The organism is Streptomyces tibetensis, assembly GCF_007655005.1.
Lineage (GTDB): Bacteria > Actinomycetota > Actinomycetes > Streptomycetales > Streptomycetaceae > Streptomyces > Streptomyces tibetensis.
In genome coordinates this window covers 249,198-266,441 of record NZ_SZVW01000014.1, presented here as the reverse complement: position 1 = coordinate 266,441, position 17,244 = coordinate 249,198, and the positions used below count along the sequence as shown (strand labels likewise).

General features: G+C 72.2%; 16 protein-coding genes. 8 read left to right on the top strand and 8 right to left on the bottom strand.

Annotated features, from left to right (window positions below; genetic code table 11):
* Positions 1 to 174: 174 nt before the first annotated feature.
* The 3 genes from FDO69_RS24880 to FDO69_RS24870 all read left to right on the top strand — a co-directional run bounded on the left by FDO69_RS24880 (position 175) and on the right by FDO69_RS24870 (position 3,749).
* Positions 175 to 2,127 carry an SMI1/KNR4 family protein gene (locus tag FDO69_RS24880; protein ID WP_104782066.1) on the top strand — a complete coding sequence of 651 codons (1,953 nt, stop codon included), beginning with the start codon at positions 175 to 177 and terminating at the stop codon, positions 2,125 to 2,127.
* Positions 2,128 to 2,335: 208 nt separating this feature from the next.
* Positions 2,336 to 2,551: a hypothetical protein gene (locus FDO69_RS24875; RefSeq protein WP_104782100.1), complete on the top strand. Its 216-nt coding sequence runs from the start codon at positions 2,336 to 2,338 to the stop codon at positions 2,549 to 2,551.
* A 307-nt stretch (positions 2,552 to 2,858) separates the two neighbouring features.
* Entirely contained in the window at positions 2,859 to 3,749 is an 891-nt protein-coding gene (locus FDO69_RS24870; RefSeq protein ID WP_104782099.1) for an LLM class flavin-dependent oxidoreductase, read from the top strand.
* A gap of 245 nt (positions 3,750 to 3,994) precedes the next feature.
* Here FDO69_RS24870 and FDO69_RS24865 read toward each other — a convergent pair whose 3' ends face one another.
* Positions 3,995 to 4,777, bottom strand: a complete 783-nt coding sequence (locus FDO69_RS24865) for a DNA alkylation repair protein (RefSeq protein WP_234388075.1) — start codon at positions 4,775 to 4,777, stop codon at positions 3,995 to 3,997.
* A gap of 146 nt (positions 4,778 to 4,923) precedes the next feature.
* Between FDO69_RS24865 and FDO69_RS42205 the strand changes: the two genes are divergently transcribed.
* Positions 4,924 to 5,793 (top strand): helix-turn-helix domain-containing protein, encoded by an 870-nt coding sequence (locus FDO69_RS42205; protein ID WP_104782065.1) that lies wholly within the window; start codon positions 4,924 to 4,926, stop codon positions 5,791 to 5,793.
* Positions 5,760 to 6,176 (top strand): hypothetical protein, encoded by a 417-nt coding sequence (locus tag FDO69_RS42200; RefSeq protein WP_234388080.1) that lies wholly within the window; start codon positions 5,760 to 5,762, stop codon positions 6,174 to 6,176. Before FDO69_RS42205 ends, FDO69_RS42200 begins: the two co-directional genes overlap by 34 nt.
* 267 nt (positions 6,177 to 6,443) lie before the next feature.
* On the opposite strand, the gene FDO69_RS24850 is transcribed toward FDO69_RS42200, so the two are convergent.
* Both FDO69_RS24850 and FDO69_RS24845 read right to left on the bottom strand, forming a co-directional pair.
* Positions 6,444 to 7,280 (bottom strand): alpha/beta fold hydrolase, encoded by an 837-nt coding sequence (locus FDO69_RS24850; protein ID WP_104782063.1) that lies wholly within the window; start codon positions 7,278 to 7,280, stop codon positions 6,444 to 6,446.
* A gap of 155 nt (positions 7,281 to 7,435) precedes the next feature.
* On the bottom strand, positions 7,436 to 7,888 hold the full coding sequence (locus tag FDO69_RS24845) for an Lrp/AsnC family transcriptional regulator (RefSeq protein ID WP_104782062.1): 453 nt from the start codon (positions 7,886 to 7,888) through the stop codon (positions 7,436 to 7,438).
* A gap of 111 nt (positions 7,889 to 7,999) precedes the next feature.
* Between FDO69_RS24845 and FDO69_RS24840 the strand changes: the two genes are divergently transcribed.
* On the top strand, positions 8,000 to 8,626 hold the full coding sequence (locus FDO69_RS24840; RefSeq protein ID WP_104782061.1) for a LysE family translocator: 627 nt from the start codon (positions 8,000 to 8,002) through the stop codon (positions 8,624 to 8,626).
* Between the two features lie 34 nt (positions 8,627 to 8,660).
* Here the strand turns inward: FDO69_RS24840 and FDO69_RS24835 are convergent, their stop codons facing one another.
* From FDO69_RS24835 to FDO69_RS24815, 5 genes are read right to left on the bottom strand one after another with little or no spacing between them, the layout of a single operon-like run.
* Entirely contained in the window at positions 8,661 to 9,263 is a 603-nt protein-coding gene (locus FDO69_RS24835) for a sarcosine oxidase subunit gamma (protein WP_104782060.1), read from the bottom strand.
* The gene (locus tag FDO69_RS24830) at positions 9,256 to 12,096 is read right to left on the bottom strand and encodes a sarcosine oxidase subunit alpha family protein (protein ID WP_104782059.1); all 2,841 of its coding nucleotides are present in this window, start codon (positions 12,094 to 12,096) and stop codon (positions 9,256 to 9,258) included. The genes FDO69_RS24835 and FDO69_RS24830 overlap by 8 nt, the downstream gene beginning before the upstream one ends.
* Positions 12,093 to 12,374, bottom strand: coding sequence for a sarcosine oxidase subunit delta (locus FDO69_RS24825; protein WP_104782058.1), 282 nt, complete (start codon positions 12,372 to 12,374; stop codon positions 12,093 to 12,095). Before FDO69_RS24825 ends, FDO69_RS24830 begins: the two co-directional genes overlap by 4 nt.
* A 13-nt stretch (positions 12,375 to 12,387) precedes the next feature.
* Entirely contained in the window at positions 12,388 to 13,608 is a 1,221-nt protein-coding gene (locus FDO69_RS24820; RefSeq protein ID WP_104782057.1) for a sarcosine oxidase subunit beta family protein, read from the bottom strand.
* A complete protein-coding gene (locus FDO69_RS24815) occupies positions 13,605 to 13,793 on the bottom strand; it encodes a hypothetical protein (RefSeq protein WP_199838305.1) in 189 nt (62 codons plus the stop codon). The genes FDO69_RS24820 and FDO69_RS24815 overlap by 4 nt, the downstream gene beginning before the upstream one ends.
* A 95-nt stretch (positions 13,794 to 13,888) precedes the next feature.
* Between FDO69_RS24815 and FDO69_RS24810 the strand changes: the two genes are divergently transcribed.
* Together FDO69_RS24810 and FDO69_RS24805 are read left to right on the top strand one after the other, a co-directional pair.
* On the top strand, positions 13,889 to 14,584 hold the full coding sequence (locus FDO69_RS24810; protein ID WP_104782056.1) for a GntR family transcriptional regulator: 696 nt from the start codon (positions 13,889 to 13,891) through the stop codon (positions 14,582 to 14,584).
* Between the two features lie 110 nt (positions 14,585 to 14,694).
* Entirely contained in the window at positions 14,695 to 17,091 is a 2,397-nt protein-coding gene (locus tag FDO69_RS24805; RefSeq protein ID WP_104782055.1) for a SpoIIE family protein phosphatase, read from the top strand.
* Positions 17,092 to 17,244 lie beyond the last annotated feature (153 nt).

Genomic DNA, 17,244 nt, shown 5'->3' with positions numbered 1-17,244 from the left:
GCCTGGTGTTACACGCAGATGAACGCGTGCTGCGAGAGTCTCAGCCGACGGCCCGGGCAGCGTCAAGAGGTTCCGAACAATGTCCGACAGGTCGAACAACTCTCTCGCAGGTACGCACCGCCGGTCACGGCGGCCGGCGCGGCGTTGTCAGTGGCGGGTGGCAGCATCGGCCCCATGACGGACACCTCGGTATGCGACTGGCGGTCCTTCCTGCTCAGGTGGAGTGGGGAGTGGGCGGATTCCCTGCCGGAGGACGAGACGCGGGGAGCGGACGACGAGGCCGCGCGGCAGGCGCGGTGGCTGGGGTTCCCACCCGCGTCCGAGGAGCGGATCGCGGCCATGGAGGAGCGCCTGGGCCGGCCGATGCCCCCGTCGTACCGGGAGTTCCTCGCGGTCACCGACGGGTGGCGGCACGCGGGCGGGTTCGTGTGGCTGCTGGCGGGGACCGAGTCCGCGCGCTGGCACGCCAACGCGTCCGGCCTCGCGTATACGTTCGACGAGTATCTCGACGAGGACGCCGGGCCCGAGGAGCGGCGGGAGGCGGACATCTGGCGGCGCGGGCTGCAGCTCGACGTCGAGTCCGACGCCACCTATGTCCTCATGGACCCCGAGGAAGTGGACGAGGACGGCGAGTGGGCCGTGTACACGTGGGCGAGCTGGCGTGCCATGCCGCCCGAGCGGCATGCGAGCTTCGCTGCGTTCATGCGGGACGTGTACCGGGAGTTCCACAGCCTGCGGTCGCACGGGGGCGCACAGGAGCCGGTGTTCGTGAACGACACGACGCGCACGCTGGACGCGCGAGTGGAGGAGGCCCGGATCGAGGCGCTGCGCGGCGGCTGGGAGCGGGCTCTGGAAGCGCTGGACGAGGCCAAGGGGTACGGCAGACCGCGGGCCGCCGGGCTGGGTGACCAGATCCGCCGCCTGCTCGGGCAGACCCACATGGTCCACTTCGACGGCCTGGCGACGGATCCGCGGTATGCGTCCGAGCTGCTGCCGGTCGTGATCGCCGAGCACGCGGCTCACTCCTACCGGGGCGATTCCAGCCTGGCGTTCCCTCTGCGGGGCGGTGACGAGGACTTGGCGGCACTGGCCCACGCGATGCTGGACCGGATACGCGGCGGCACCTACCGGTACACGGCGGCCGGACCGTTCGGGGAGGCGGTCGAGCGGGCCCGGGAGTCGGCGCGGTGGGGTGACACCGACGGGGCGTGGCGGGCGCTGATCGACGCGATGCCCCTGTGGGTGCCGCTGGGACCGGATCACCTGGCGCCCCTGGGCTGGGTGGCCGACCCCGTGCTCGGGCCGCTGCTGACCCCGGAGCGGGGCCGGGAGCTGCTGTCCACGCCGAGGGGCGGGCAGTCGGCTGATACGCCGGGTCCGTCGGCCGGGCTCGACCCGGGCGGCCTGGCGTGGCTGGCGGAGCCCGACCCCGGCAACAACCGCACGTCCTACCGGTTCGTCCTGGTGGAGGGGGTGGAGCCCGAGGAGTTGCCCGGACGCCTCGCGGACACGGACGGGGGCGGGGACGGCGGCGTGCTGAACGCACCCATGACCTGGTGGGAGGCACGCCGGGCATGGCTGTCCGGGCGCAGGGAGTTCTCCTCCTACGACGACAGGGCTCTCGTGGCGGTCGGCCGGGCCGGCGCCGGCTGGAGCTTCGCCTTCGACGGAGATCCGGCCCCGTTCGACCGCCGGCGGTTCGTCTCCCCGGCCGTGTCCGCCGCCGCGGGAGCCCGCGCCGTGGTGGTCTGGAGCGGACTGAGGACGAGGCACCGGCAGCCGTTCTTCCACCTTTCAGTGGCACGGGACGGCGCCGAGCAGTACTCCTTCACCTACGCGGACGGAGAGGTCCGGTCGAGCGGGGAGATACCGGCGGCGCTGGAGCCGAGTCGGTTCTTCGGTGACCCCGAGGGCGGGGCCGGAGTGGAGCGGTCGCTGCTGGAGGCGGTGGCCGAGGAGTTCGGCGCCCGTCTGCCGCGCCATGCCCTCGTGAACGGACGGTTGCACACGTTCGTCACCCGTTCATGGACGCGACCGCCCGGGGACGGAGAGACGTACGCGGTGATCCGGGTGGGCTCAGGAGATTCTCCCCCGGCAGCCGGCGAGCCGGAGCGAGGCGACCGCTGAGCCTGCTCAGCCGTCGCCCCTGTCTGTTCCCCCCCGGCCTGCCGCCGCCCGCGTTCGGCCCCTGACCTGTGCGGAGCGGGCGGCGGGCCCGGCGCGGGTGGGCGAAGGGGCCAACGCGGTGTTCCCCGGCTGTGTCGAGCGGCCGGGTCGCAGCGGTTCGGCCATGCTGGGGCAGGTCGCGCCCCCTCTCCACGACAAGGAGCCCGGTATGCCCACGGACCCGCTCGGACGATTCCTGGCAGCTCTGGACCCGGAGCACCGCGAAGCGGTCGGTGCCAGGCCCCGCCAGGAGCAGGAACGCCTCGCGGCGGCCTGGGAACGGGAACTGGAAGCGGACGACGAGCTCGACACCCTCGACGAACTGTCGCCGGCGGCGGCAGAGGCGGAGGCAGCCCGCCGCGTCCTGGAACGCGAGAGCGACTAGGGACGTCGGCGCCCTCCGATCCACCCGACTCGGCGTTGCCGCGCCCGGACGGACGCGAGTCGCGCGTGCCGGGCGTGCTGCCGATGAACGCGACCAGAGAAGTAACTGCCGTCGTCGAAGAGTGGGAATGATCCGCCCACTCTGGCAGATCGAGGCACTGCATCATGTGAGTGCTCAGGCCGGCCGAGCCGTACGGTCAGGAGGTGCGTGGGATGTGCAGTCGGGGCCCGACGAGCTGCATGCCGTGCGCATGGGAACCGCGCCGGGCGGCAGCAGGTGGCTGTGCGGAGGGGACGAGGAGGCGCACATGCGGGTAGGGATGACGGTCCTGCCGGAGTATTCCGGGCAGTCCGCCCGGAAGATCTGGGCAAGCGTCGAAGAGTACGGGTTCGACCACGGCTGGACTTTCGACCATCTCGGCTGGGACGGGCTGCTCGACGGCCCGTGGTACGGCACGGTGCCGACGCTGACCCTCGCCGCACTGGCCACGTCGCGGCTGGAGATGGGCACGCTTGTGGCCAGCCCGAACTTCCGCCACCCGGTGGCCTTCTCCCGCGACCTGATCGGCCTCGACGAGATCAGCGAAGGGCGCCTCACTCTCGGCGTCGGTGCCGGCGCGGAGAGCGGGTACGACGTCGAGGTTTTCGGGGCGGGAGCGCCGAAGAGCCGGGTTCGCAGGTTCGGCGAGTTCGTCGAGCTGCTCGATCGGCTCCTCCGCGAGGACCATGTCTCCTTCCAGGGTGACTACTACTCCGCCGTCGATGCTCGTTCGGTGCCCGGGTGCCGGCAGCGGCCGCGGCTGCCGTTCATCGTGGCGGCCAACGGTCCCGGGGCAGCGTCTGTCGCGGCGCGGTACGGGCAGGGGTGGGTGACGATCGGAGGGATGGCGGAGCGGCTCGACGCGTGGTGGGGTCTTGTCTCGGAGGCGAGCGACCGGATGACGGCCGCCCTTGCGACGCACGGACGCGAGGCCGATCCGGAGTTCCGGCGGGTGCTGCAGACCGATGCCGCACCGGTGCTCAGTATCCAGTCGGCGGACTGCTTCGACGATTTTCTGGGCCGGGCCCACGAGCTGGGGTTCACCGATGTCGTCGCCCCGTGGCCACGTGCGCAGGGTCCCTTCTCCGCGCCGCGGTCGGTGGTCGACCGGATCGCGGCGGACGTTCTTCCCCGGTGGCGGTCCTCGGGAGACGACTGACCGTCACCAACGGTCGGGCGTCACAGCGCCCCGCGTCAGGGCGGCCTGACGCGGGGCCTCGCCATCGGCGCCCTCCGCCACACAGGCGGAGCAAAACGTCGCCGCTGTACTCCAGTCCGACTCCCACAACCCGAAACGCCCGCTCGGAGCAGTTGTTCGCCGGCCCCGCATTTTCGCGGTGACCGACGTGCGGCTGCGCTGCGAGGAGTGACTCGACTCGCTTCGCCCTCCGCGGGCTGTAGTTCTCACTTACCGGTCCGCCGATTTCGCCCGTGGGCCTGCTTGCCCAGCGCCATCAGGGAAGCCCGCGTTTCCGGATCCATCTTCTCGATCGCGTACCGGAAGGTGTCGCGGGCCATCCGGGTGTGCCACGTGCGCAGGAAGGCCGCCACTTCGTCCTGATGGACCTCGGCGGTGACCTTGAGCAGCCATCCGCAACCCTTCTGCACGTACACGTCCTCGTCGTACATGAGCCGGGTGCAGTTGTCGAAGACGTGCGGCAGGGGCAGTTCGAACACCGTCCGCCCCACGGTTCGCCGGACGAACTTCACGACGGCCACGTTCGCGGCGCGTCTGGCCCAGGGCGACCGGGACGCGACCCAGCGCCGCGTCCGCGGGATCCGGTCGAGGTGCCCGCGGAAGAACGGGTACAGCAGTTTCAGGCACAGGTCGTCGCACTGCGCCCAGTTGGAGACATATGTTTCGAGCCAGTACTCACAGCGGTCGAGGAGTTCGTCGCCCAGCCCGGCCCTCGCGACCTTGTGCAGCAGCGCGAACCCCAGCAGGACCTCTTCGTGGTGCGAGGAGCGTGACAGCACCTCTTCCGTCAGGGCCAGGCGCGCCGCCGGGGGGATGTCGGGCCGCTCACGGAAGTACTCGGTCGCGACCTCGACGACGGAGGCGTTGCTCACGCCCAGGGCGCGGATCTCCTGCGGGAAGTACCGCTGCGCTCCGGCCGCGACATCCGCGTCGCCGCGCACGGCCAAAGACGCCAGGAGGTCCCCGGCGGCGGCTGCCACGTCCATCATCCCGATCCCTCCCTCACGACGGTCCCTCCATGACCTCGATCCCGCCTCGATCCCGCCTCGATCCGCAGTGAGACGGGCAACGGTCCCCGGCGAGGGCGGGCCCTGCTCGGCCACGTGGCCGCCGGTCGTGCCCGTATCATCGCGCGGTGGGCACTGGGGTGGGGATCACGGCGCCGTTCGGCCGGCTGCTGCGCGCGTTACGGCAGAGCCGCCGGCTGACGATCGAGGAACTGGCCGAGGCGTCGGGCATCTCGGGGCGGGCCATCGGCGACATGGAGCGGGGCCGGAGCCGGCGTCCGCACCGGGGCACCATCACCGCGCTCGCCCAGGGCCTGGACCTGGACGAGGCGGCGCACGCCGACCTCCTCGCCGCCGCCCGAGCGGCCCGGCCCGGGGCGCGGCCCGCCGAGCCGGTCAGGACCACGCCCCACACGCTGCCGAGAGGCGTGCGGGACTTCGTCGGCCGGCAGGCGGAACTCACCGAGCTGCGCGCTCTCGCGCGGGAGGCCGCCGAGGGCGCCGTGGTCGCGCCGCCGGTGGCCGTGGTGTCCGGCCCGCCCGGAAGTGGCAAGACCTCGCTGGCGGTTCGGCTGGCCGAGGAACCGTCGACGCCCTGTCCCGACGGGGCGTTCCTGGTGGACATGCGGGGTCTGGACGAGCGGCCGTTGCCCGCGGAGCAGGCCGTGGCCGGGCTGCTGGGCTCGTGGGGCGTCGGGGACGCCGAGCTGGCCCGGCTGACCGCCGAAGAGCGTCTGGCCCGCTACCACGACGTCGCCGCAGGACTGTGCGCGGTCCTGGTGCTGGACAACGCGGGCAGTGAGGCCCAGGCCAGGCCGTTGCTGCCGCGTGCTGGGCGGCTGCTCGTGGTGGTGACGAGCCGACGCACGCTCGCCGGTCTGGAGGGCGTACGACGGGTCACGCTCGGAGCCCTGCGCCCGCGGGAGTCCGCCGCCCTGCTGCGTGCCGTCGTGGGTGCCGGGCGGTGGACGCCGAGCCGAGGGCCGCGGACGTCGTGACCGACCTGTGCGGGCATCTGCCGCTGGCGCTGCGGGTGGCCGCGAACTGGGCCGCCACGCGCACCAACTGGAGCCTCGATCGGCTCGCCGGCAGGCTCGCGGACGAGGACCGCCGGCTCGACGCGCTCAGCGCCGGCGACCTGAAGGTCAACTCCGCCTTCGCGTTGTCCTGCTCCCGTCTCGCCCCCGAGGCCGCCCGGATGTTCCGGCTGCTGTCGCTGCTGCCGGCCGGTGACTTCAGCGCCGCCCCGGCCGCCGTGCTCGCGGACTTGCCGCTGCCCGACACCGAGGATCTCCTGGAGGAACTCCTTGCCGTCCTGGGCGATCAGCCGCCTGCTGCGGGTCACGACCTGCGGGCCCGCCTGCACCTGCGAGACCCCTAAGGAACCCAGCCGGTGGCTGACGATGCTGCCGGGCGACGGGTCGTCCTCGAGGAGCCGCACGTCGAGCGGGATGAAGGTCCGGGACACCGCGTCGTGCCAGCGCTCCCCCCGGTCGGCCGCCGGCAGTGACGCGGTGGACAGGACGACGGACACCTGGCTTCCCCCCTGGACATCGTCGAAGGCCGGCAGGCGGGATCCGCTGCCGGCCTTGACGATGTCACCACGCCGCCCCGGGGCGGTCCAGGAAGAATCGGAGGAAGAATCCGATCACTTGGCCAGGAAGGCGAGCAGCGCCGAGTTGACCTCCTCCGCGTGGGTCCACAGCAGACCGTGCGGTGCGCCTTCGATCTCCACGTAGTCCGCGGCGGGAAGGGCCTTGTGGAACGGGCGCGCGGTCCCCTCGACGGGCAGGATGCGGTCGCCGGTGCCGTGCACGATCAGGGCCGGCACGTCGATCGCCGGGATGTCGCCGCGGAAGTCGGTGTACCAGGTCGCGGGCGCGGCGGCCGCGGCGAAGAAGCCGCCGCCCGCGGCGACGTCCCAGCTGTGCCGGACCGCCTCCTCGCTGATCCGCGTGCCGAGGTTCTCGTCGAGGTTGTAGAAGTCCTTGTAGAAGTCCGTGTAGTAGGCGTAGCGGTCGGCCTTCACCGCGGCGACGACCCCGTCGAAGAACTCCTTGGGAGCGACGCCGTCGGGGTTGTCGTCGGACTTGAGCAGGCAGGGCTCCAGGGAGGCGAGGAAGGCGACCTTGGCGACCCGGTCCGTGCCGTAGCGGGACACGTACCGGGCGACTTCGCCGGTGCCCATCGAGAAGCCGACGAGGACGGCGTCTTGCAGGTCGAGGGTCTCCATCACGGTGTTCAGGTCGGCCGCGAAGGTGTCGTAGTCGTAGCCGGTGGTCGGCTGCGCGGACTGCCCGAAACCGCGGCGGTCATAGGTGATCACGCGGTAGCCGGCGTCGAGCAGGACGGCGCTCTGCCGCTCCCAGGAGTGCCCGTCGAGCGGGAAACCGTGGATGAGGACGACCGGCTGACCGGAACCGTGGTCCTCGTAGTACAGGTCGATGGCGGTGGAGTTCTCCTGGCCCACGGTGATGTACGGCATGTGCTGCTTCCTCGTTTCCGGGCGGCTGTTGCAAGGGACACGGCCACGCTAGGCCGGGCGCGGACGCTCCAATTGCCCTACGGCGCACCGGTGGTTGACCTGGCGCGCACGCGCGGGCCGTGCACCATGACCGGGTGCCCTTCTCGGGGGTCTACTCACCCGGGCAGCGGGCGGTCGTCGACGATGTGCTTCATGACGAGGGTGGAGTTGAGGCGCTGAACACCCGGGAGCCGGGCGAGCTGCTGGTCGTAGAGCTGCTGGAAGGCGGTCAGGTCGGTGGCTGCGACGCGCAGGAGGTAGTCGGGGTCGCCGAACAGGCGCTGGGCCTGGAGCACGTGCGGGACGGCGGCGACCGCCTCTTCGAACGCGGAGACCGTGTCGGCGTCCTCCAGGCGCATGGTGACGAAGACGAGGGCTTCGAAGTTCAGGCCCACGGCGGCCGGGTCCACCACCGCGCGATAGCCGCGGATCGCACCGTCGCGTTCGAGGTCGCGCAGCCTGCGGTGGCAGGGCGAGACGCTCAGTCGCACGCGCGCCGCCAGCTCGGTGACCGTGAGACGGCCGTCCAGCTGCAGCTCGGTAAGAATTTTCCGATCCATGGCATCCATGGAGAAGATTCTGCCCCAGAAGCCGCGATCAAGGAGAAAAGAAGGGAACACTTTCGGGCAGATCCGGCCTAGCCTTCCTCTCGCACCGCAGCACGTGAGAGGGAACGATCGATGGACACGACCACGCTGGCGGCCTTCCTCGCAGTGGATCTCCTGCTGGTATTCACCCCCGGCGCGGACTGGGCCTACGCGATCACCGCCGGTCTGCGGGACCGGTCGGTCGTGCCGGCCGTCGCCGGACTGGTCGCCGGATACGCGGGCTACACGCTGCTCGCCGTGGCGGGACTGGTGGTGATCGTGGCGAGCTCGGGGACGCTGCTGACCGGGCTGACCGTGGCCGGGGCCGGCTATCTGGTGTGGCTCGGCTGGGGGGTGTTGCGGCAGCCGGCGGCCCTGACGGCCGGCGTGCGGGAACCGGGCGCCGAAGGGTCCTCCCGTGCGCGGGTCCTGCTCCGGGGAATCGGGACCAGCGGCCTCAACCCCAAGGCGCTGCTGCTCTACTTCTCGCTGTTCCCGCAGTTCATCGACCCCGCGGGTGCCTGGCCGGTCGCGGGCCAGACCGGCCTGCTCGGCTCGCTGCACATGACCGCCTGCGCCGTCGTCTACCTCACCGTCGGAGTCCTCGCCCGCACCGTCCTGAGGACCAGGCCCTCCGCGGCCCGGGCGGTGACCCGGGCGTCCGGCGCGATGATGATCGCCATCGGCGGGTTCCTGCTGGTGGAACGCCTGGCCGGCTGAGGGGCCCGAGCGGCCCACTGCCGCAAGGGGGATTTCACAGCACCTCCGGTCCGCCGAACTCGCTCATCGCGTCGACGATCCAGCGCCCCAGGTAGTCGGCGAACGAGGAGCGCGGCAGCAGGCGGTACGTCGGCGCGTCGTCGGTCTGCCAGAGCAGGACGGCCACGGGACCCACCGTGGTCGACACCGCCCGACCCGGGCCGAAGGACCGGGGATGCAGGTCCAGGGGGCAGCCCTTCTCCAGCACCTGCCGGGCGGACGGTCCGCTCAGCTCCAGCGTCGTGCGGTTCGCGGAGACGTCCACGACCGAGCCGGGATCCTGCCCCAGTGCCTCCCGCGATGCGGCGGCCTCATCGGACCGGGACAGCACGAGCCACTCGTCGGGGCCCAGCCAGAGGACCGTGCGGGGGCCGGACGCGGTGGTGTCGCCGCACCGGCGCGGGAGTGGCGCCCCCAGAGCCGTCTCGATCCGGCCGGCCGCTGCGGAGGAGGGGTCCACGCGCACGTTCACCATGTGGAGGAACGGCAGCTCCCGCAGCGTGACGCCCCGGGCGCCGGTGACGGCGGCGGCGCGCATCCGGTCCGCCAGATGAGCCAGCGGGCTGCTGCGCAAGGCCGTGATACCGGTGTCAGCCATCTCGCTTGGTCCCTTCCGGGTCGTAGAGGACGCAGTCGGCCACTTCGACGGGCACGAGGTCCTCGCCCACCGGGGCGAGCAGGGTCTCGCCGATCCGGTCCCGCCCGCCGGTGACGAGGGCAAGGGCGAAGGGGCGGTCGAGTGCCGGGCTGTGGTAGCTGGAGGTGACGTGGCCGAGCATCGGCACCGGGAGGGTCTCCAAGGAGACGCCCTGGGCCACGAGTTGCGTGCCCTCGGGGAGCCGGGTCGTGCGGTCGCGCGGCAGCAGGCCGACCAGGTGCTTGCGATCGGCGCGGGCGGTGTCGGCGCGGGAGAAGGACCGCTTGCCGATGAAGTCCTTCTGCTTCGAGACCACCCAGGACATGCCCGCGTCCTGCGGGGTGACGGTGCCGTCGGTGTCCTGCCCGACGATGATGTATCCCTTCTCGGCCCGCAGCACGTGCATGGTCTCGGTGCCGTACGGGGTGATGCCGTACGGTTGCCCGGCCTCGTGCACCCGCTCCCAGACAGCCAGGCCGTACCACCCCGAGACGTTGATCTCGTAGGCCAGTTCGCCGGAGAAGGAGATCCGGCAGACGCGGGCCGGGACGCCGCAGGCCAGGGTGGTCTCACGGAAGGCCATGAAGGGGAACGCTTCGGCGGACAGATCGATGTCGGGGGCGAGCCGGGCGACGACCTCGCGGGACCTGGGGCCGACGACCGCGATCGTCGACCACTGCTCGGTCACCGAGGTGCAGTGCACGTCGAGGTGGGGCCACTCGGTCTGGAGCCACTCCTCCAGCCAGTCCAGGACTCCGGCGGCACCCCCGGTCGTGGTGGTCATGAAGTAGCGGTCGTCGTCGAGCCGCAGCGTCACACCGTCGTCGAAGATCATCCCGTCGGGCTTGCACATCACGCCGTAGCGGGCGGTGCCGGGCTTCAGCTTCTTGAAGGCGTTGGTGTAGATCCGGTTGAGGAACTCGCCCGCGTCCGCGCCCCGGATCTCGATCTTGCCGAGGGTGGAGGCGTCCATGAAGGCCACCCCCTCACGGGCCGCACGGCACTCGCGGGCCACGGCGGCGTCCATGTCCTCGCCGGGCCGTGGGTAGTACCGCGGGCGCTTCCACTGCCCGACGTCCTCGAACTCCGCGCCGTGTGCCACGTGCCAGCCGTGGAGGGGGGTAGTGCGCTCCGGGTCGAGCAGGTCGCCTCGTTCCCGCCCGGCCAGGGCGGCGAAGGCGACCGGCGTGTACGGCGCCCGGTAGGCCGTGGTGCCGATCTCGCCCGGTGAACCGCCGAGCGCTTCGGCGATGACGCCGATCGCGTTGACGCCCGAGGTCTTGCCCTGGTCGTTGGCGGTGCCGAGGGAGGTGTAGCGCTTGACGTGTTCGACGCCGCGCATACCGGCGCCGGTGGACCGCCACACGTCGGCGACGCTGACATCACGCTGGAGGTCGACGAAGTGGCTGTCCCAGGTGCCGGGTTCGCCGTCGGTGCCGGGCACGAGCCACAGCGCGCGCGTCGGGCCGCCGGGGGGCCGCGCGCCCTCGGGTGGTACGGCGACCGGGAACCCGGCCTTGGTCGCAGCCAGCGCGCCCGCCCGCGCCCCCTCGGCACGGCAGCCGTCGAGGTCGTACGTCCCCCGCGCCGCACCGACGATCTGCTGGTCGCGCACAGCACCGTCGGGTACGAAGGCGACCAACTCGCCGTCCCAGCGCAGCCGGCCCTGCCGCTGGCTGTGCAGGTGCACCACCGGGCTCCATCCGCCGGAGACGGCGAGCAGATCGCAGTCGAACGACCGTTGCTGTCCGGCGAGTCGGCCCTCGGCGTCGAGCGCCTGCACGGTGACGCCGGTGAGGCGGCCGCAGCCCGCCGTGTCGACGACCGTGCTGCCCGTCAGCACCTGCACCCCGGTCGCTCCGGCGATCTCGGCCGCGCGCCGGGACAGTTCGGGCCGGGCGTCCACGACGGTGACGATGCCGATCCCGGCCGCGTGCAGATCGGCGACCGTGTCGTAGGCACTGTCGTTGGTCGTGCTCACCACGGCCCGTGAACCGGGGGCCACGGCATAGCGGTTGAGGTACGTCCGCACGGCGCAGGAGAGCATCACCCCGGGCCGGTCGTTGCCGGCGAAGACCAGCGGGCGCTCGTGCGCGCCGGTGGCCAGCACCACCTGCCGGGCGCGGATGTGCCAGAGCCGCTGGCGTGAGACGCCTTCGGGGGCGGCGGGTCCCAGGTGGTCGGTGCGGCGCTGCAGGGCGAGGACGTAGTTGTCGTCGTAGGAGCCGAAGGCCGTGGTGCGGGGCAGGACGACGACCTCGGGCGCGGCGTTCAGGGCCGCCCCGACGTCGGCGATCCACTGGGTGTCGTGGAACAGCGAACCACCGGGCTCGGGCCGCTCGTCGACGAGGATCACCCGTGCGCCGGAACCGGCCGCCGCGGCGGCGGCCGAAAGCCCCGCCGGTCCGGCGCCGACGACGAGGACGTCGGTGTGGACGTACTTCTTGTCGTAGACGGCCGGGTCGGGGGCCGTATCGAGGCGGCCCATCCCGGAGAGCGTGGTGGCGGACAGGCCGTCGTACAGCTCGACGGTCGTGGCCGGGAGCATGCCCTCCGAACAGGGGCCGTCCAGCTGGACCAGGGCGTTGGGCTCCTCGACGCCCGCGGCGGTGATGCCGCGCGGGCGGCCGCGATAGAGCGACGGGGCGACCTCGACGAGCCCGTTCGCCAGCATGGCCGAAGCGAGGGTGTCGCCGGGATGCCCGGTCAACTCCCGTCCGTCGACGGTGAAGCGCAGCACGGCGCCGCGGTCGACTCGGCCACCCTGCGGGAGCCGGAAGCGCTGTTCGGTCATCGGGTCCCTCCGGGGCGCGGCTCGTCGAGCCGGTAGGTGGTCAGCACCTCGTGGGTGGCGGTGTCGCGCAGGACGTTGAACCAGCGGCGGCAGCCGGTGGCGTGCATCCAGCGTTCGGCGAAGGGACCTTTGGGGTTGTCGCGGAAGAACACGTAGGCGGCCCACTGCTCGTCTGTGAGGTCGGAAGGGGCCTCGGGGTGGGGGACGTGGGCCTGTCCGCCGTAGTGGTACTCCGTCTCGTCCCGCGGGCCGCACCACGGGCAGGTGATCAGCAGCACGGTCGTGTCCTCCTCAGTGGGCCACGGCCGCTGCGCCGTGTTCGTCGATCAGGGCGCCCGTGGTGAAGCGTTCGAGGGCGAAGGGGGCGTTCAGCGGATGCGGCTCGCCCGTGGCGAGGGTGTGCGCGAAGGTCCAGCCGGCGGCCGGGGTTGCCTTGAAGCCACCGGTGCCCCAGCCGCAGTTGACGTACAGACCCTGGACGGGGGTGCCGCCGATGATCGGCGAGGCGTCGGGGGTGACGTCGACGATGCCGCCCCAGGTGCGCAGCACGTGCGCCCGGGCGAAGACGGGGAACAGCTCGACGGCGGCGGCCATCTGCCGTTCGATGACGTGGAAGGAGCCGCGCTGGCCGTAGCCGTTGTAGGAGTCGACGCCCGCGCCCATCACCAGCTCGCCCTTGTGCGCCTGGGAGACGTAGACGTGCACGTGGTTCGACATGACGACCGTCGGGTGCACCGGCTCGTGCAGCTCCGAGACCAGGGCCTGCAGGGGGTGTGACTGCACCGGCAGCCGCACGCCCGCCCGTTCGGCCAGCACACTGCTGTGCCCGGCCGCCGCGAGCCCGACCCGGCCGGTGTGGATACGGCCCCGGCTGGTCTCGACGCCCACGACGCGGTCGCCGTCCTTGACGAATCCGGTGACCTCACAGCCCTGGATCAGGTCCACGCCCAGCTCGTCGGCACGGCGGGCCAGCGCCCAGGCGACGTGGTCGTGCTTGGCGATGCCGGCCCGGGGCTGGAAGGTGGCGCCGAGGACGGGATGGCGGCTGCGGGGCGAGACGTTGAGGATGGGGCAGACCTTGGCGGCCTGGTCCGGTTCGAGCCACTCGGCGTCGACTCCGTTGAGCCGGTTGGCGTTCACCCGGCGCATGCCCTCGCGGACGTCCTGGAGGGTGTGCGCGAGGTTGAGGACACCGCGCTGGCTGAACAGGAAGTCGTAGTCGAGCTCCTCGGGGAGCCGCTCCCACAGCTTGAGCGCGTGCTCGTAGATCGCGGCGCTCTCCTCCCAGAGGTAGTTGGAGCGGATGATCGTGGTGTTGCGGGCCATGTTGCCGCCGGCCAGCCAGCCCTTCTCCAGGACGGCGACGTCGGTGATGCCGTGGTTCTCGGCGAGGTAGTAGGCGGTGGCCAGGCCGTGGCCGCCCGCGCCGACGATGACGACGTCGTACGAGGAGCGCGGCTCGGGATTGCGCCAGAGGAAGTCCGGGTGCTCCGGCAGCGGCTGTGCGGTCATGCCAGGGCTCCGTCCGCGCAGAGGGGGAATGCGGTGGCGAGTGCGCCGGCCCGCTCGCGCAGGTCGCCGTCCGGCCGTCGGCCCTTCAGGGTCTCGGCGACGCGGTCGGCGCCCTCCCGGAACTCCGTCGCGCCGAAACCGCGGGTGGCCAGGGCGGGTGTGCTGGTCGACGGGCTGGTTGCCATGGGTGCACCATCCTGGGAGCCAACTGATGCCGAACTGATATATCAGTCTCTGCGGTACGGTATGGGAGCTCGCCGGACAGGTCAAGGGGGCATTCATGCAGCAGCTGGCGACCGAGCCCACCAGCGGGAACTCGCGGAGCACACAGCCCGGCGGCGAGGAGTTGTCCCTCGCCGAGCGCGCCTACCGGGGCATCCGCGACCGGCTCGTGATGCTCGAGATCCGGCCGGGCGCGCCGATCCACGAGGAGCAGCTGGCGCAGTCCCTCGGCGTCGGCCGGACCCCGGTGCGCGAGGCGCTGAAGCGGCTCCAGTACGAGCGTCTGATCACGACCTACCCCCGGCGCGGCACCTTCGCCACCGAGGTCAACATCACCGACCTCGCCCATATCTCCGAGGTGCGCCAGGAGCTGGAGCCCCTGGCCGCCGCCCAGGCCGCGCGCCGCGCCACGGCAGCGGACCGGGAGGTTCTGACGGCGCTGCGGCGGGAGCTGGAGAGCGCGGCCCCCGCCCGGCAGGACGCGACCGCCCTGATGCACCTGGACCTCCAGGTCCACCGCGCGGTCTACGCCGCCGCGCACAACCCCTACCTGGAGGACACCCTCGTCCGGCACGACAACCTCGCCACCCGCATCTGGTGCCTGTTCCTCGACCGCCTGTCGGACATGGCGGGTCACGTCGAGGAGCACGGGCCGCTGATCGAGGCGATCGTCGCGGGTGAGCCGGAGCGGGCGGCGCGCCTCGCCCGGGGACACGTCGAGGGGTTCGAGCGGGCGATCCGCGCGGCGATCTGACGTACGCGCTGGTCACGGTGGCGCCTGTCGGCAGACGAGCCTCAGCGAGCCGGTAGCGGGACAATCGGGTGCAGGACCGAGTAGGCAGGTGCGGTACATCCGGAGGCACCGTGCAGGGACGCGTACCGGAGGACTTGGCGGTCGTCGTCGACGCCGGCGGAGTGATCATGGTGTGGAGCGCCGGTGCCCGCCGCCTGCTCGGACACGAACCCGCCGAAACCGTGGGCCGGCCCGTCACCGACCTGCTCACCACCGACCTCCCCGCATCCACGCGGCGGCACGTGGCCGAGGGCCGGCCGTGGTCCGGCGAGGTGGCGCTGCGGCACCGGGACGGCAACCGGGTCGTGGTCCGGCTGCGGGGGACGCCGCTGCGGGACGCGGAGGGCCGGCGGCTCTGGCTCGTGACCGGCACCGTACCGGCCCACCCCCGGGCCGCGCCGAGGCCCCTGCCCCTGTGGGACCTCACGCTCGCCCAGCTCCCCGTGCCGGTGGCGGTCTACGACCGGGATGCCCGGCTGGTCGGGGCCAACGACATCATGACGGAGGTGATGGGCAGGTCCGAGGAGGACATGAAGGGCCTGACCCTGTGGGAGATCGAGCCGAACCCGCCCTTCGACACCTACGACCGCCTTCAGCGGGAGGTGCTGCGCACCGGCGAGATGATCTTCCACGAGGAACACGACAAGGCTCCGGGCGAGGTCCGGCCGCACGCCTGGTCGATGTTCCTGTCACCGCTGAAGGACGAGACCGGCACGGTCCAGGGCATGTCGGCCACCGTGTTCGACACCACGGAGCAGTCCTGGGCCCGACGGCGGCTGGCGGTGATCAACGAGGCCAGTCTGCGGATCGGGAGCACCCTGGACGTGACCCGGACGGCCGAGGAGATGGCGGAGGTGGCCGTCACGGCGGGGTTCGCGGACTTCGTCACGGTGGATCTGCTGGAGTCCGTGGCCCGGGGTGACGAGCCGGGGCCGCTGCCGCCGGACACGCCGGTCATGCTGCGCCGCAGCGCGCAGCGGTCGGTACTGGAAGGCTGCCCGGAGTCGGTAGTGGCGCCGGGCGGCGCGATCCGCTACCCGGTGGGGACGCTTCCGCTGCGGATCCTGGCCGCCGAGCGGGGCGCCCGGCACCGGCCGGGGGATCCGGATCTGCTGGAGTGGCTCGAGTCCTCCCCCGCCCGGGCCGAGACCGTGTCCAGGTACCTGATCCACTCGGTGATGATGGTGCCGCTGCGCGCCCGGGGCGTGATCCTCGGCATGGTGCACTTCCTGCGCCACCAAACCCCGGAGGCATTCAGCGAGGACGACCTGCTGCTCGCGGAGGACATCGTCGCCCGGGCCGCGGTGAGCGTGGACAACGCCCGCCGCTTCACGCGGGAGCGACGCACGGCGCTGGCGCTCCAGCGCAGTCTGCTGCCCGAGCGGCTTCCGGAGCTGGCGGCGATGGACATCGCCTACCGCTATCTGCCGACCGGGTCCGGTGCGGACATCGGAGGCGACTGGTTCGACGTGATCCCGCTGTCCGGCACCCGCGTGGCCCTGGTGGTGGGCGACGTGGTCGGCCACGGCATCCACGCGTCGGCCACGATGGGCCGCCTGCGGACCGCGGTACGCACGCTCGCCGATGTCGATCTCGCCCCCGACGAGCTGCTCACCCAGCTGGACGACCTCGTCATCCGGCTCGACCGGGAGGAGGGACCGGAGGTGCGCGGGACGGAGGAGACGCCGGGGCAGGTCGGCGCCACCTGCCTGTACGCCGTGTACGACCCGGTGTCCCGCCGCTGCACCCTGGCCCGCGCCGGGCATCCGCCTCCCGCGCTGGTCACACCCGACGGCGGCGTACGGTTCCTGGACCTGCCGGCCGGGCCGCCGCTGGGCCTGGGCGGCCTGCCGTTCGAGGCCTCCGAGATCCAGCTGGAGGAGAACAGCCTCCTCGCCCTCTACACCGACGGTCTGCTCGAGGCGCCCGGGCACGACATCGAGGCCGGTGCCGCCCTGCTGCGCCAGGCACTGAGCGGCCCCGCCGGCGCGCTGGAGGAGACCTGCGAGCAGGTGCTGCGCACGCTGCTGACCGGCCGGCCCGCCGACGACGTCGTGCTGATGCTGGCGCGGACGGCCGTGCTCGACGCCGGGCAGGTTCGCACCTGGCACCTGCCACCGGACCCCGCGGCCGTGGCCCGGGCCCGCAAGATGGCAGGTGAGCAGCTGGCCGAATGGGGGCTCACGGAGGCGGAGTTCGCCACCGAACTGATCGTCAGCGAGTTGGTCACCAACGCGCTGCGGTACGGCGGCGCCCCCATCGAGCTGCGGCTGATCCGCGACGCGACCCTCATCTGCGAGGTGTCCGACGGCAGCAGCACCGCGCCACATCTGCGCCGGGCCCGGGTCTTCGACGAGGGCGGGCGGGGGCTGCTGCTGGTCGCCCAGCTCGCCGAGCGGTGGGGCAGCCGCCAGACGGCCACGGGCAAGACCATCTGGGCGGAACAGCCCTTGCCGACCGGAGTGTGAGCCGGCACACGCGTGCCGACGGTGTCCCGGTCACGACGGGCCTGTTCCCCGGTGTCCGGTACGGGCGGGGTGTCCGAAGCGGCATGCCGACAGGCACCAGGGGTACTCCGACGATCTTGCAAGCCGGCCTTCGGGCCGTATGTTCGTCGGAAG